At 31.1% G+C, this 16,067-nt stretch carries 13 protein-coding genes; 8 read left to right on the plus strand and 5 right to left on the minus strand.

What is annotated here, in order from left to right; genetic code table 11:
- Window positions 1-253: 253 nt before the first annotated feature.
- Complete coding sequence (locus ACVCZW_RS02885; RefSeq protein ID WP_452231607.1) at window positions 254-2,224, minus strand: putative porin; 1,971 nt, start codon at window positions 2,222-2,224, stop codon at window positions 254-256.
- Window positions 2,225-2,355: 131 nt separating this feature from the next.
- Here ACVCZW_RS02885 and ACVCZW_RS02890 point away from each other — a divergent pair, with 131 nt between their 5' ends.
- The 4 genes from ACVCZW_RS02890 to ACVCZW_RS02905 all read left to right on the plus strand — a co-directional run bounded on the left by ACVCZW_RS02890 (window position 2,356) and on the right by ACVCZW_RS02905 (window position 9,221).
- Complete coding sequence (locus ACVCZW_RS02890; RefSeq protein ID WP_452231608.1) at window positions 2,356-2,955, plus strand: ribonuclease HII; 600 nt, start codon at window positions 2,356-2,358, stop codon at window positions 2,953-2,955.
- Window positions 2,956-3,188: 233 nt separating this feature from the next.
- Window positions 3,189-5,624, plus strand: coding sequence for a ribonuclease HII (locus ACVCZW_RS02895; protein WP_452231609.1), 2,436 nt, complete (start codon window positions 3,189-3,191; stop codon window positions 5,622-5,624).
- A 120-nt stretch (window positions 5,625-5,744) separates the two neighbouring features.
- On the plus strand, window positions 5,745-6,389 hold the full coding sequence (locus ACVCZW_RS02900) for a hypothetical protein (RefSeq protein ID WP_452227983.1): 645 nt from the start codon (window positions 5,745-5,747) through the stop codon (window positions 6,387-6,389).
- A gap of 69 nt (window positions 6,390-6,458) precedes the next feature.
- The gene (locus tag ACVCZW_RS02905; protein ID WP_452231610.1) at window positions 6,459-9,221 is read left to right on the plus strand and encodes a CHAT domain-containing protein; all 2,763 of its coding nucleotides are present in this window, start codon (window positions 6,459-6,461) and stop codon (window positions 9,219-9,221) included.
- Window positions 9,222-9,344: 123 nt separating this feature from the next.
- On the opposite strand, the gene ACVCZW_RS02910 is transcribed toward ACVCZW_RS02905, so the two are convergent.
- Both ACVCZW_RS02910 and ACVCZW_RS02915 read right to left on the minus strand, forming a co-directional pair.
- Complete coding sequence (locus ACVCZW_RS02910) at window positions 9,345-10,109, minus strand: tetratricopeptide repeat protein (protein ID WP_452227985.1); 765 nt, start codon at window positions 10,107-10,109, stop codon at window positions 9,345-9,347.
- A 5-nt stretch (window positions 10,110-10,114) separates the two neighbouring features.
- Window positions 10,115-10,684, minus strand: coding sequence for an RNA polymerase sigma factor (locus ACVCZW_RS02915; RefSeq protein ID WP_452227986.1), 570 nt, complete (start codon window positions 10,682-10,684; stop codon window positions 10,115-10,117).
- A 316-nt stretch (window positions 10,685-11,000) separates the two neighbouring features.
- Here ACVCZW_RS02915 and ACVCZW_RS02920 point away from each other — a divergent pair, with 316 nt between their 5' ends.
- The 4 genes from ACVCZW_RS02920 to ACVCZW_RS02935 all read left to right on the plus strand — a co-directional run bounded on the left by ACVCZW_RS02920 (window position 11,001) and on the right by ACVCZW_RS02935 (window position 14,426).
- Complete coding sequence (locus ACVCZW_RS02920; RefSeq protein WP_452227987.1) at window positions 11,001-11,678, plus strand: DUF4412 domain-containing protein; 678 nt, start codon at window positions 11,001-11,003, stop codon at window positions 11,676-11,678.
- 61 nt (window positions 11,679-11,739) lie between these two features.
- Window positions 11,740-12,324, plus strand: a complete 585-nt coding sequence (locus ACVCZW_RS02925; RefSeq protein WP_452231611.1) for an outer membrane beta-barrel protein — start codon at window positions 11,740-11,742, stop codon at window positions 12,322-12,324.
- Between the two features lie 354 nt (window positions 12,325-12,678).
- Window positions 12,679-13,272: a hypothetical protein gene (locus ACVCZW_RS02930; protein ID WP_452227989.1), complete on the plus strand. Its 594-nt coding sequence runs from the start codon at window positions 12,679-12,681 to the stop codon at window positions 13,270-13,272.
- Window positions 13,273-13,376: 104 nt separating this feature from the next.
- Entirely contained in the window at window positions 13,377-14,426 is a 1,050-nt protein-coding gene (locus ACVCZW_RS02935) for a nucleoid-associated protein (RefSeq protein WP_452227990.1), read from the plus strand.
- 85 nt (window positions 14,427-14,511) lie between these two features.
- Here the strand turns inward: ACVCZW_RS02935 and ACVCZW_RS02940 are convergent, their stop codons facing one another.
- Both ACVCZW_RS02940 and lipB read right to left on the minus strand, forming a co-directional pair.
- The gene (locus tag ACVCZW_RS02940) at window positions 14,512-14,958 is read right to left on the minus strand and encodes an FKBP-type peptidyl-prolyl cis-trans isomerase (RefSeq protein WP_452227991.1); all 447 of its coding nucleotides are present in this window, start codon (window positions 14,956-14,958) and stop codon (window positions 14,512-14,514) included.
- A gap of 382 nt (window positions 14,959-15,340) precedes the next feature.
- On the minus strand, window positions 15,341-16,057 hold the full coding sequence (lipB, locus tag ACVCZW_RS02945; protein WP_452227992.1) for a lipoyl(octanoyl) transferase LipB: 717 nt from the start codon (window positions 16,055-16,057) through the stop codon (window positions 15,341-15,343).
- Window positions 16,058-16,067 lie beyond the last annotated feature (10 nt).

Below are 16,067 nucleotides of genomic sequence, written 5' to 3' on the forward strand. Positions count from 1 at the left end.
TTGAAGCGTTCTAAGGCTTTAGTTTCAACCTTTTATAGCCTGAAGTTTTTTCCAAATTCAATGCCTGTAGTTTGGTTTTTGCGTTAAGGATAGTAGCGATATCCTTTTTGGCAGTAATGAAACGTATACTTTATAAAATAATACTCCTTATATATAGACTACTTCTCTACTCTATATATAAGGTAACAAAAAGATATAGCGGATAGCCTGACGTTAGTTACCCCTTTGGGTAACTAACGGAACGCCCTGAAAATTATAAAAAGAAATTCCACACCACACCGAAACGCACGGTGAAGTCTCTATATGGATAATTTGGTGCGGAGTAATAATCGTAACCTGTCCAGGCTGAATTAAAGTGTTCTGCTTTTAAATAGATTCTTGCCTGACGAATTTTAGCATTTATAAAGAAGTCTAATCTTGGGAATGCGCCGTATTCTTTTTGGTCTTGCACATATAGCTCTGCTAAAACGGGATCATACCCATTCATATAGTATTTGGAGAAATAGCTAAAGGTGATTCCGGTTTGTAAGAACAGTTCGTTATTAAAGAAAGTATTTGCATAGTATAGTGTATTACGTATTACTATCTCTGGAACGTTTAAGGTATTGTTGTCGTCTTTTACGTTTTGATATAATATGGTATTGTATAAACCTATTTTTTTATACTTAATATCTTTCTCTATTTTTAGTTTGAGATAGTTTATGGTTGCGTTATTTTGGTACGGTTTAATTAGGCTATCTGTTGGATTACTTTTAAAGTATGTATAATCATCTATGGAAGAAAAACTCAAAGAAACATCTGCGATCTTGTTAGACTGCAACTGAAATTCTATTTCTTGCGTTTTTGTATTATTGAAATTGTTTTCCCAGTTATAGTTTATATAATCGTTTTGATATAATTGGAAGTTATAATTAGGCGCTTTGGAATTGGTATTAATAGTCGCACTTACCACGGCGTCTTCATTAATTGGATAGGTTGCTTTTGCGGTTAAAAAGTTACCATTAAAATCTCCAGATATGTTTGCTCCTATCTCTCCTTCTATATGGAATTTTTTAAAAGTCTTGCTATACGCACCACCTAAAGCTAGGACTTGTCCTTTTATTCTGTTGGTTATTCTGTTTTCGTCTAAAATGACCACATTATCATATCCATAATTATAACCGTTATGACTTACATTAAATTGTAAAGCTCCCAAGGTTTTATTGGCATAGTCTACATGCACTTGGTTATAGAAGTTTTCTAGTGTAACTCGTTTTTTCAAATTAGATGCTCTAAAGGATTCTCCGAAATAATCGGTTTCACTATCTTGGTCGAACTGAAAGAATTTATCTTCAAAGGATATTATATGGCCAACGCTTAAAGTATTTGACGCTAGAGAGTCATTAGGTTTTGTTATACTATATTGATGGTCTAAATGAAAACGTTTTCCTTTTAAGATACTTTCGGCATCTTCAAAATTAACTTCTAAAACGCCTCTATCTGTAAATTCTGGATCACCAGCTTCAAAATAGGCGACATTATCGTCTTTCAACCCGCCATTTTCTTCATTCATTAAATCTTGGGCTACAAAATGCGCATTCGCTGTATAGCGTTTGTTTTTGGTGTTATAGCTTGTAGTAAATCTAAAATTCCCTGTACTTGTTAGTATGTGTTGGTACTTCCCTAAAGAGCGCAAACCTTTATATGCTAAAGAAATATTTAATTGTGGTGACGTATTTACGGTAAAAAACGCGTCTACTTGTTGTCCTTGAGAAAAGGCAGTCTTATAATACAGTTCGGTAAATGGTGTTGGCACTCGATAATAATTAATGTCTTCAATTTCCATATAATTAAAGTGTCGTCCACGTGCTCCAAAGGAAGGCATTAGCTTATCACTATGAAAATCATACGCTAATCTATTATAGGTTTGTCCGACATTAGAGAATGGCAACAATTCAAAATTATCTCTACGTAAGTAATTAAATTTATATTCTTTTTTAATAGTTAGCGTGGTATCTACATGAACGGTATCTCTTTTATGTGAGATTATCAAGTAGTCTTCTACTTTTGCTATTGGATCTTTAACATTTGAAGTACTGGTTCTTGTACTTCTTCCTGAAGATAATGTATCATTTACATTATAAACTTGATTCGTATCTTTTTCTATTCTTGGTTTAGACGTAATTTGCGCATACCCAAAATGAAAAACACTTAATAAAAAGAATATCAGAATTTTTTGCTTCATAATTATTTTTTAGACCTTGCAACAAACTAAAGCCGACTTGTCTTTTTTTTGCCAAAAATAGAAAATATCTAATCGGTATTAAATACAATATTACAATTTATAACAACTTGTTATTCTTAACAATTACTTAAATGCTGAAATTAAATTACTCGAATCTAAAAATGGAATGTGGAACAGACGAAGCTGGAAGAGGCTGTTTAGCTGGTCCAGTTACTGCTGCTGCTGTGATTTTGCCTGATAATTTCAAGAACAAAATACTTAATGATTCTAAACAATTAAGCGAAAAAAAACGTGATTTATTACAACCGATTATTGAAATGGAAGCTATCTGTTTTGCTTTTGCGCATGTTTTTCAGGAGGAAATAGACGAAATAAACATTTTAAATGCTTCCATTTTGGCTATGCACAAATCTATTGCAGACTTAAAACAAGTCCCTAATTTTATTATTGTAGACGGGAATAGGTTTAAACCTTATAAGAATATTCCGCATGAAACCATTATAAAAGGAGACGGGAAATTTTTAAGTATTGCTGCTGCTTCGGTTTTAGCAAAAACCTATCGCGATGCGTATATGAATACAATTCATGAAGAATTCCCGATGTATAATTGGAAACAAAATAAAGGATATCCGACAAAAGAGCACAGAGCGGCGATTAGAAAATACGGAATCACGAAGTACCACCGAAAATCTTTTAGACTATTACCGGAACAATTACGTTTAGAAGTATAAGTATTGCTAGCGAAGTTGAAGTTGAAGTTGAAGTTGAAGTTGAAGTTGAAGTTGAAGTTGAAGTTGAAGTTGAAGTTGAAGTTGAAGTTGAAGTTGAAGTTGAAACTAAAAAAAGCACCTTTAAGATTATCCTATGAACGGAAAAACTTTAGCTCCCTATAACTTCAAATACTTTAAACACTTTAAGTGCTTTTTATAAACGCATTCCTATATTTGTACAAATCCCTTTTTACATGAAAAAAATCTGGAACCTTTTTCTTATTAGCCTTTTACTTATTAGTTGCAATACAACGAATACTCATATAAATACTGCCGATTATATTCCAGAAAATGCTTCGGTAATTATTCAAGTGAATAATTTAGAAAGCTTAAAAAGTAATCTAAACAATAGTGATTTTTTAGAAGGCCTTCAGAAGAGTAAATCTTATACCAATATAACCAACAAACTAGAAAACTTAAAGCACTTAAATACTACAAATCCGCTTTTCGTTTGTTTTAGTTATGACGAAAAAGACAGCTTACAATACACCGTTATTACCAAACAAACACCAGATTTATTTGCTATAGATTCTTTGCAAAACATTACTGTGGAGGCCTATTTATTTCAAAGTTTGTCTATTAACAAAACCCAAATAGAAAAGAACATTACCTATAATACGTATAAGGACAGTGTTTTTATTGCTTCCTCTAGCAAAGAGATTTTAGAGAATTCGCTAATTACCACCAATAAAGATGAAGATTTAAAAACTATTTTAAAAACGAGTGATACTAAAAAACCATTCTCTATACTAATTAACAATAATAACAAACAACCAATACAATCTATTTTTATTACTGATTTTATTCCTTTTAACAGCTTTACCAACTACACACTTGTTGATGCGGATATTAATCAAGATGCCATTATTTTAAATGGAATCACCAAAGCCACAGATTCTACAAAGAGTCTGATTAACATTTTTAAAAATACGATTTCGCAAGAGAATAGAACAGCAAGCCTTGCTCCTAGTAATGCCGATGGTTTTATGAGTTTTACATTTCATGATTTTTCTGTTTTAAATGAAAACCTAAAACAATTCCGAAGTACCGATTCTTTAACCACTACCACAACCCTATTTGATAATATTGTGGAAGTCGGAATTATTTACGAAGGCAAAAACCAAGCTATTCTTTTAAACTCTTTAGATGTTATTGCGACAAAAGATGCATTGCTAAATGACCAAAATTTAGTGGAAGAATATAGACAAACCAACATATACGGTTTTAGTGAAGCTACGTTATTTCGTAATACATTTTTACCTTTAGTTACTTTTGAAAAGGCAAATTACTACGCGAACATAAATGATTTCTTTGTTTTTACAAACACCAAAGAAGCTTTAGAAAATATAATTGCTAATTATCAAAACAAAACTACGTACAGTGAAAAAGCATATTATAAAAGCACCAAAGAGCATCTTACAAATGCTTCGTCTTTATTAATGGTTGCAAATCCATCAGCTTTAAAAGACATTATAAAGAACAACTTTAATGAAGACCTAAATCTTAAATTGGAAGATTATAAAACTTCGGCTTTACAATTTGTGTACGATACCAATTTTGCACATGTCAATGCGGTTATAAAAAAGAACAAGACGAAAGCTAGAGAAAATTCGGTAACCGAATTATACAACATTAAGTTAGATGCCGACTTATTAAACCATCCGCAATTAGTAGATAATCACATTACCAAGCAAAAGGAAATTGTAGTTCAAGACATAAAAAATAATTTATATCTTATTTCTAATAGAGGAAAAGTGCTTTGGAAAAAACAACTTCCAGGTGCTATTCTTGGGGAAGTACAGCAAATCGATATGTACAAAAACGGAAGATTGCAATTAGCATTTGCAACGCCAAGTAGGGTTTATGTTTTAGATAGAACAGGAAAGGACGTTGCTCCTTTTCCTATTAAATTTAAAGATGCCATTACCCAACCACTTTCTGTTTTTGATTATGACAACAATAGAAAATACAGACTATTAGTAACACAAGACAAAAATGTTTTAATGTATGATGCTAAAGGAAAAACGGTAAACGGTTTCAAATTCAAATCTGCAGAAAGCACGATTAACCACCAACCACAACATTTTAGAATTGGGAGAAAAGATTACTTGACCTTTAAAACAGACAATAAATTATATATTGTAGATAGAGTTGGAAAAACAAGAATAACACCAAAAGGTAATTTCAGTTTTTCTAATCAAGCGTTATACCTATATTATAACAAATTTACAACCACAACAAAAGATGGTAAACTGGTTAGTTTTAGCACCCACGGAACTAGCAGTACACAAAACTTAAATCTTGGTAGCAAACATCATTTAGCAACTACCACAAAAACACTAGTCGCACAATCTGAAAACAAGTTAACCATAAAAAGTAAAACTTTAGATTTAGATTTTGGTAATTATGATACACCAAAACTCTTTTATATCAACGATAAGATATACGTTTCTGTAACAGACCTACAAACACAAAAAGTATATTTATATGATAGCAATGGGAAGCTACAAAACAATTTCCCGGTATATGGAAACTCGGCAATTGCTTTAGATAATTTAGATAAAGATCGCAACCTAGAATTTGTAACTAAAGGTGAAAACAATACTGTTATTATTTACCAAATAAACTAACAGCCAAATAGTTAATCAAAATAACTCCTCTTTTTTTATGTTTTTTTTGAAAAAATGTTAACTTTAGCATCTCCTTACTATTAACTAGCTACAGTGTAACCCAAAAAACATTAAAAAATTATGAAAACACGTTATGTAGTACTAGTATTTTTATCCTTTATCCTATTCGCAAATGTTAGTTGTGACGAAGATGAGGATAACAATAACAATGATCCAGAACAAGTAAATTTCACTTCTACTAATTATATTTACGAAGGGGACTTACGTAAATACTATTTGGCAACAGAAAACACAAGACTAGGCGAAAGTATTGCCGTCTGGCAACAAGTACCAGATTCGGATCCCGATTATGATATTACCCAAAACTATATCGCGGAAGCAAATGCTACCATTGAAGCGAATGAAATAGAGTCGGATACCATTGTAAGTCCTGCAGAGGCTTTTATAATTATTAACCCAATTCCTCCAATTCCTCCTGCTCCTTCACCTTGTTTATGTTTAATTGTAAATAATACCATTGGCGCGATTGCGTTACAGCCAGGAAACAATCAAATGAGTTTAACTATAACTTCTACAGAAGATGAAGAGACTTTGGTAAGTACCAGCCCAAATACGTTAATAAGCACCATACCAAATACAAACAATACAGGAATGTATCAATCTTTTCAATTTGGACAAGAGGGTTTTACTGGAGAAGCAACGATAAACGTTCAAACAGAAAACGGTAGCTATTCCTTTCTGGCTGATTTTTATCCTCCTCAGTAATAAATAACAGCATATTAATACTTTAAATATTTGTAAATTAGTCTTCAATTAAATTTGAAGACTTTTTTTATGAAAAACAAACTGTTTCTATTCCTCCTTTTTCTTTCTACAACTAATTTCTTTGGACAAAGCACAAACGACTCTATTTATTCTAGTAATATTTACTCTTTATTTATTAAAGCGAATCAATTTATATACTCGCAACAAGATTCTGCCTATCACTATTATCATAAAATAAATAAACTGGCTAAGAATAAAAACGACTTTGAAACTTTAATTCATAGTATTAATGCATCTAATAAAAGCGCTGCGCATTTTTACGATTTAGAGAAAATGAAAGCTAATTTCAAACAACTAGATTCTATTGTTTTAAAAAACGAAACCAAACTGGAAGAAATGGAAAACACGCTGTTTTACACCAATTCAATAAACCAAGATAAAGGCATCTATTATTATTTATTAAATGATAATGAAAAATCTCGGAACGCCTTTCTTACTATTATTAACACAACGGAAGCATTAAAAGAAAAGGAATTAAATATATATCATCTAGACCTATTAACCAGTGCATATAGCTTTATAGCTAAAATGTATTTTAATGATGGTAAGTATGATTTAGCAAAAGAATACTACACGAAGAATATTCATATTTTGGAAACTAAAAAAGCAGAAGATCTCTATAAAAGAAATAGAAACTACAGCCTTCTTGCCGAAGTATTAAAAAACCAACAACAATACGCGTTATCTAATCAATATTTTAAAAAGTCGCTAGAATACAATTTACTTAATAACGGAAACTCGAGCAGTATTGTAACAGAAGCAAATCATTTATTAGAAAATTATTTAAGTACAGTGCAAATAGATAGCTCCAAATACTATCTAAAAATAATGAAAGAGAATCTCTCTGAAAATCACCCTAGATGGAATGTTTTTCATGAAGCTAACGCAAAAATTCTACAAGCAGAAAACAACTATATAGAAGCCGAAAAAGAACTACAAACCGCATTAGAACTTATAAAGACGAAATGGAAAAACCAAGCCCACAATGATATTGCAGAAGCATATAATAAAATTGGCTTATTACATGCAAGGTTTAACCAACCAGAAAAAGCATTAGAAAATTACAATTTAGCATTGCTCCAATTCTCTGAAAACGAAAATCCTTCCGCTATTAACCAAACTGCTGTTTTAAAGATTTTAAAGAATAAAGCTGAAGACTTAAATACATTAGCTAATTCTATAGAAAGTATAGAAACCGTAAATCAAGCGATTCTAACTTTAGACGCACTTAAACCAAGTTTTAAAAATAATGAAGACAAACTCTTTTTAATGGAGGAAGCTTTTCCTGTTTTTGAAACTGGTTTAGAAGCAACTTATACCTTATATCAAAAAACGAAACAAGATTCGCTAATTGACAAAGCTTTCTTTTATTCCGAAAAAAGCAAGTCTGCATTATTACTAGAAGCGCTTTTAAGTACAAAAGCAACCATATTTGCTAACATACCAAAAGAAATTATTGAGCAAGAACAAGTATTAAAGTCCAAAATCAATCATATTGAAAAGCAGATTAATCGATCTTCAAGTGCTATTTTACAAGACCAATTATTTCCCCTAAAAAAGGAATACAGAGAATTGATAACTACCATTGAAACCAATTATAAAAGTTATTACGATTTAAAGTATAACTCACAAGTAGTTTCTGTTAGCCAAGTACAAAACCATTTACAACCAGAAGACATTTTGCTTTCGTATTTTTATGGCAACAACGGTATTTATACTATTGCCATTACAAAAGACTCCAAATCTATTCAGTACTATAAAATAGATACAAATTTAGAGGAAGAAATTATTGCAATCTATGAAATGCTTAACAATCCGAAATCAGATTTAGAAACCTTAAATAACAAAACATATAGGTTATATAAAGAATTAGTGGCGCCAAGTTTAGCAAACCGAAACGCAGAAAATCTTATTATTATTGCCGACGGTTTATTGAATTACATTCCGTTTTCTAGTTTAAATACCAATCCAGATACTTCTAGGTATTTAGTAGAAGATTATGCTATCAGTTATGCTAATTCCGCAACCTTATTAAAACAACTAATAACAAAAAAAGGAGTCCATAATGAAGTCCTTGCCTTTGCTCCTCACTTTAGTAACGCATCTTCCACCTTATTGCCTTTACCAAATAATGAAGCAGAAGCAACAGCTGTTTTAAATTATTTTAAAGGAAAAACATTAACAAGCAACCAAGCGACACTTGAAAATTTTAATACAGAAAGCAGCAAATACGGAATCTTACATTTTGCAACACACGCTATTTTAAATGATGAAAGTCCGGAATACTCCTATTTAGCATTTCAACCAAATGCTACAAACACCAACTTATTATATGTAAGTGATTTGTATAATTTAAACCTAAATACTAATCTAGTAACCTTAAGCGCTTGTGAAAGCGGTATAGGAAATCTAAAACGAGGTGAAGGTTTTATGAGTCTTGCTCGCGGCTTTTACTTTAGTGGTGCATCGAGTATCTCCAGTACTTTGTGGAAAATTAACGATGCCTCCGCTTTAAACATTATGGATGCTTTTTACAAAAACTTATCCAAACAGGAAACAAAAGACATTGCCTTGCAAAATGCACAATTAACCTTTTTAAATACGAATAAACAAAACGCTTTAGTACATCCCTATTATTGGTCTGGTTTTGTAATTTCTGGAAATACTGCTGCTTTAGATTCTAGCAGTAATTTGTTATGGTATGTATTGGGGACAGTTATTTTCATTATACTTGGAGGAATACTTATAAAACGTAGAAGATCAAAAATATAAAGTTGTGTATTCTGCATCTAGTGCAGCATGACAAAGCGTATTCGAACTAAATCGAAAAATGTATCGCCTTACAACTTTTCGATACGATTCCAATAAAAATTGGAAGCCCTCGAAGTGACAGAACTAATGAAGTGCTTTTAAAAGTGCCTGTGCTTTTTCTTTATTATAATCATAATTAGCAATTAGGTTTTCCAGATGCCTTTTTGCTTCCTTACTATTTTCTTCTTTTAAAGAAAGCAACGCTAAATACCAAGTAGATTCGGCAACAAAACTATTATTATCTTGTAGCACAAGTGTGAAAAATGTTTTAGCATTTTCAGTATCTTCTAAATTTAAATATGCTTGTGCTTTATAAAAGTTATAGTAGTTTTTTGTTGCTTCTGTTGGAATGGCGTCTAGTTTTTCAATAGTGGTTTTATAATCTTTACTTTCATAAGCTACAAAAGCTTCACGCTCTATTGTATTTTCGGTATCACCCCTAGTAATAGTGTACACCGTATTTGGATAGCTACTAAAATTATCCTTATACAAACTAGAATAATTGGTTCCAAAAAACGAATTATAACCAAACCAACCCATCAACAAGGCAATAGATGCTGCTATGGCAAAGGTTTTAGAATTAAAAAGAGGTTTTCTAGTATTCGTGGTTTCACTATCAAAAAATTCTATTCTTGTCGTATCCTTAGTAGACAGCTCCTTTTCAAACCCTTGAAGTTTTGCTTTTAAAGTATCTATTTCATTACTTTTAATTACTTCTTTTAAGTTTTGTTCAAATAAAAACTGTGCTTTAAATTCGGTATCCTTTTCTAATAAATTTTCAAACACCTTTTCCTGCGCTGCAGTTAAGCTGTTAGAAAAATAATGATATAGTAGGTCTTGATTATTCATTGCTATTAATCTTTTGTGTTAATTCTTTCTTTCAGGGTTTTCATACATCTGGACTTTGCACTTTTCACTACGTTTTCACTAGTGTAATCTCCAGCTTCAATAATGTCCTTAATGGTAAAACCTCGGTAATAAAATAAGGTTAATAATTCTTGACATTTCTTTCCAAGAGTAACAAAATACTTTTTTAATAAAACTTGTTCTGTAGTTAGTTCTTGTTGTTCCATTTCTAATTCTGGATCTACAAGTTCTTCCTTTTCTCTAACAATAGACAAATCAAAATCTGGATTTATAGTCTTATTGTTTTTCTTCATTTTATCAAAAATCAAATACTTACCAATGCTAAATAAATAGGTAGAAATACTACTTGTGAATTCTTGCACTTTACCCTGCATCACATTATTGTAAAAAATAATGTATGCATCTTGATAGACATCTATATTATCATCTTGAGATAAGTTATACTTTTTAGCAAAATTTAAAAACTTGTCTCTGTTGTCTTCATATATCTCTTTAAACAACGAATCTGAGCCTTGTTTTAAATCCTCAATAGTAATATTATTTTCAACTCTATGCATTTAATGTAACTAAGTATAAAAGGTTAACACGCTAGTGCTAATTTAACTTTTTTTATGCATAACTCTTTAATTTTCTTACAGATATATCTTCTAGTCTTTTTTTTTGCACTAAATGTTAACCTCTAACAAACGCCACTATTAAAAGGGAATAATATAAAAACGCGTAATCATGAAATTTTTAAAATTAGTAATAATAACCTTAAGCCTTAGTGTTTCAATAAATACACAAGCCTAACTTTTAAAAAGAGCAGACAAAGCACTAGCACACACTATAGATCTTTCTTTAGATAACAATAGAAATAAAAAAACTTCCGAAGTGAATCAAAAAAGGATCGATTCTATTAGAAAAAAAGAAAAACGAAGCAGAATAGAACAACGTGAAGCTAATATGGGTGTTTCTGGCACAATTCAGAAAACATACACATTTACGCACAAGTATGTCATGCAAATTGAAAGCGGAAAACACAATACTACCATCCACTATTTTTTAAATGATACTGCTAATTATATTGGTAGCAGTATAGAATTAGAAAACAATATTACAAGCATGATTTCTGTACTTGATGTTTCTAATAAAACAGCAACGATGTTTATGACAATAAATGAGCAGAAAACACAAATGTCTATCCCGATAGATTTAGAAAGCATTACAAAAGATGGTATGGAAGAGCAACAAGTAAAAATTACAGCAACCGGAAAAACAAAAACCATCTTAAATTATACTTGTCATGAATATAAGGTAGAAGGTAAAGATTACTTCGGAACCATTTGGGTAACCAATGATGCAGGAGTTTCTTTTTCAAAAGTGTTTTACAAAACTAAAGATAAAAAAGGACTGAACCAACCTTGGATGTCTAGCGTTGATGGACTAACCATGAAAATGAATATAACCGATACTTCTAAACGAAAAGAACAGCATATGGTAATGCAATGTATTGCTCTAGAAAAAAGTAATCTAACCATAAACGGAAGCGATTATAAAAAAATATTTTAAACCTGTTAACCTTTTAAATAAATAAACACTAATTAATATAATCTAAAAAAACATATTAAAAATGAACAACGCTATTACAATCCGCAAAAACCAAACGAAACATTGTACAACCTTAAAAGTTGTTAATCCCCCTACTTTTAACATTAAAAAACTCTTTCTATTTGCTACAATAACCTTTCTATTTGCTACACAAATGCAAGCGCAAATTTCTATAGGAGGAGGTTTAGCTTATAACGAAAAAATTTCGGCCCCAGGAATTACACTAAAAGGTGTTTTTACTATTACAGACAATATTGCTATCTCACCAAGTGCATCTTATTTTTTTGGTAATCAATTATATGGTTATAAACGAAGCATACTTGCTGTAGATGTAAATGCACATTATTATTTTGATATCATTGAAAGCAAACTAAAAGTATATCCAATTGCTGGTGTAAATTTTTCTAGTTACAAAACTGGAGGATACAACAATGCTTTCTTTACAGATAATACTTATCAAGTAAAAGATAATGCATTTGGTGGTAATATTGGAGCAGGAGCCACGTACCAATTTACGGAAAAACTAAAAGTGTATTTAGAACCAAAATTTGTGGTTAGTGATTACAGTCAAGTAGTTATAAACGCTGGAGTTTTACTAAACCTTTAGTCCGCATTTTGCTAGTTATAAATAAGAAATTAATCTACATATAACGATACCTGCTAATATCTATTTATTTTATTGGAATTCGTCTACCAATGTAAAAGCTTCAGAAAAACCTTCTGAAGCTTTTTTTTTATTTGCAGGTTAACCTTTTCAAATAAAAAACATAAAGACTTGTACGCGCTAAAAAGGAAAACAAATTAATCTATAGTGTTTTTTTGGGTTACTATAGCCAAGTAGGAAACTGCTGGATTAAAAGTCGGAGAAAATTTCTTCGACTTTTTTTTAGAATTATGTTAACCTTTTATAAGACTTGACATTAAACTGTAAACAACTATTAATCAATAAAATTTAAAAATTATGAAAACTTTAAAAACAACAATTTCAAAATCGAAGTATTTTCTTTTAGCGCTATTAGTCGCTTTTAGTTTTTCTTGTGACCCAGAAGATGGGGAAGACGGAGCTATTGGTGCGATAGGTCCTGCTGGAACAAACGGTACAAATGGTACAAATGGAGAAGACGGTAATGCCAATGTAGAAACATACACCTTTGACATTTCTGCATTAACTGGAGCGACTATAAACATCAACACACCTCAGCTTACCCAAGATGTGTTAGATAACGATGGTATTTTGGTTTACATACAACGTAGCAGTAATTATTACCCAATACCTGGTACTAGTTTTAGCGACGAGATTAAAACTATTTTAATAGATTCCGCTGTAGAACTAACTTTTTACGATAGAATGACTGGTGCTTCCGTTTCTATTCCTGCAAATCGTTATACTTTGCTTAAAATGGTTATTATAGAATCGAATAGTACAACGGCTGGCAAAACAAGTGTCACTGGAGAAACTAGCACAAAACAACAAGCATACAACGAATTAAAACAAGCTGGAGTAGACATAACAGATTACTATGCTGTTTGTGATTACTATGGAATGGATTACTAATAATTCATTTTATTTAAAACTTAAAACCGAAGCTAAAAAGCTTCGGTTTTTTTTAGGTCTTTTTATTACGAAATGATTAGTATTGCAATCTTAATATCTCAATCATGATTACACGCAAACTCGCAACGATTTCAAAATTTATTATTCATAAAGTTGGTAATAAACATAACGACACCAAAAATGCTTTCTCCGATAAAGAAGTTCATTTTGATGAAGAAAGTTATGAACTTATGCTTCCATTTCTATTAAGACCTTTTGGTTCTGTAGTACAAAGCTACCGTTTTAACCATCATGCAAATGTAGAACTTAATGAAATTAATAGTTATGCAAAAAGTATTTTCACCGACGATGATGCTTTTGTAGAAACCTCAAAAAACATCGTAAAACATTTGTTTGAGCAAAGTGATTCTGCACAAATAAAAACGGGTGATGTTTTAATTGCCGTTTTTGAAGGGATAGAATACAAAGATATGGTTACTAATGCTATTGGTATTTTTAAAATAGAAAACAAGACTAGTTTCTTTCAAACTTTTTTAGAAAACAATAGTTATGACGTTTTAGTACAACAAGGTATTTCTAGTAAAAAAGTAGATAAAGGTTGTTTGATTTTAAATCAGACCGATATGGAAGGAAATATCATTTTAAGTGTAGACAACAATAGTTATGATGCACAATATTGGTTAGATAAATTCCTGAATATTAAATATGCAGATGATATGAATAACCATACACATAACTATTTAGATATGTGTAGTGAGTTTTCTACCGAAATTTTAAAAACAAGTTTTGGTGAACAAGAACGAAATATCTTTTTAGCAAAAACCATTGACTATTTCAAGGAAAATGAAATTATAAATGTGGAACGTTTTAAGGAGGAAGTCTTTACGGAAGAAAATCACATTCAGTTATTTGAAGATTTTAAAAAGGAATACGAAGGCGAACAAAATTTAGTACTACGTAATCAATTTGATTTAGCGGAAGCTGTAGTTAAAAAGGACAAAAAGAAAATTAAAACAGATATTAAACTAGACACAAATATTCAGATCAAACTAGATATTGATGCGCCAGATGCCGCTCAAGAATATCTAGAACGCGGTTATGACGAAGAAAAGAAAATGTATTATTATAAGGTGTTTTTTAATGCCGAAGGATAAAGAATAATTTTTAATTGCTCTTTAAAAGAAACAAAAAAGCCGAAGTATAAACTTCGGCTTTTTTTATTCGTACTAAAAAAGTAACTTATTCTGTAACTGCTGCATCTTTAATTTCAACTACTTCCAGATCAAAAATAAGATCTTTACCAGCTAAAGGATGATTCCCATCAACAACAATACTTTCTTCTTTAACCTCAATCACACGTAAATTTCTTTCATGTCCTTCTGGAGACTTAGAAACTAGTCCCATACCAACTTCTGGCTTCATATCTTGAGGAAGATCTGCTTTATTCACTTCTTGTTTTAACTCTTCATGAATGTCTCCATACGCTTCCTCTTTAGGAATTGAAATGGTTTTCTTTTCATTTAACTTCATGTCCAATACTCCTTTCTCAAAACCAGGAATTAATTGTCCTTGTCCTAAAGTAAATTCTAATGGCTCTCTTCCTTCAGAACTATCAAAAACTTGCCCATCAGATAATTTACCTGTATAGTTTACTTTTACTGTATTGTTTTCTTTTACTTGACTCATATTATTTCATTTTAATAAATGGGTTTTGCATAATTCTTACGCAGCAACCATTTTATTTTAAACTTACTTTAGCCTTAGCTGCCAAAACCACGCCAAGAACCTAAAAACCCGAAATGAAAATTTCACAGCAACAAACAGTCGTCCTTAAAAAACAGATCGTATCCCTTTAATAAAAGCACATGAGTACTTTATAAAAGTCTTCAAAATTAATCTGTGGCAAAATAATGCTATCTGCAAATATGTCAGTTAACACAAAAAATAATGACAAATTATATAAAAGTAGCTTTCCTTTATTCTATAACGAAACGCCAAAACACAAAAAAGCCGAAGTATACACTTCGGCTTTGGTTTTATAATAGCACTGTGTTTTATAAAAAACGAATTACATACTACTTACTGAAGATTTTATCTCCGCTTCAAAAAGCGTTGTAAAATGTTTTAATAGTTTTTCTTTTACTTCTTCTATATTCACTTCTTTTTTACCAAGCTCTACATGTAGCGAAGTAACCGCTTTACCCCGAATACCGCAAGGAATCATATTATCAAAATAGCCAAGATCCGCATTTACATTTAATGCAAAACCGTGCATGGTTACCCAACGGGAAGCGCGAACGCCCATGGCACAAATTTTTCTAGCAAATGGCGTTCCTACATCTAACCAAACTCCGGTTTCTCCAGGACTACGTTCTGCCTTTAAACCATATTCTTCTAAAGTAAGAATAATCATTTCTTCTAAAAAACGAAGGTATTTATGGATGTCGGTAAAAAAATTATCTAAATCTAAAATAGGATAGCCAACAATTTGTCCAGGACCATGATAGGTAATATCTCCACCTCTATTTACTTTGTAAAAACGTGCGCCTTTTTCGGCAAGCTGTTCTTCATTTACTAAAAGGTTAGACATATCGCCACTTTTACCTAAAGTATACACATGTGGATGTTCTACTAATAAGAAATAGTTAGTCGTTGGCAAATTAAGTTCTTGCCTTCTATTTTTTATTTTAGCATCTACCACCGATTTAAATAAAGTCTCTTGATAATCCCAAGTATCCTTATAATCTTTTAATCCTAAATCTTGTAATTCTACGGTTTTATTCAAAGTAATACGC

The organism is Lacinutrix sp. MEBiC02595 (assembly GCF_053601555.1).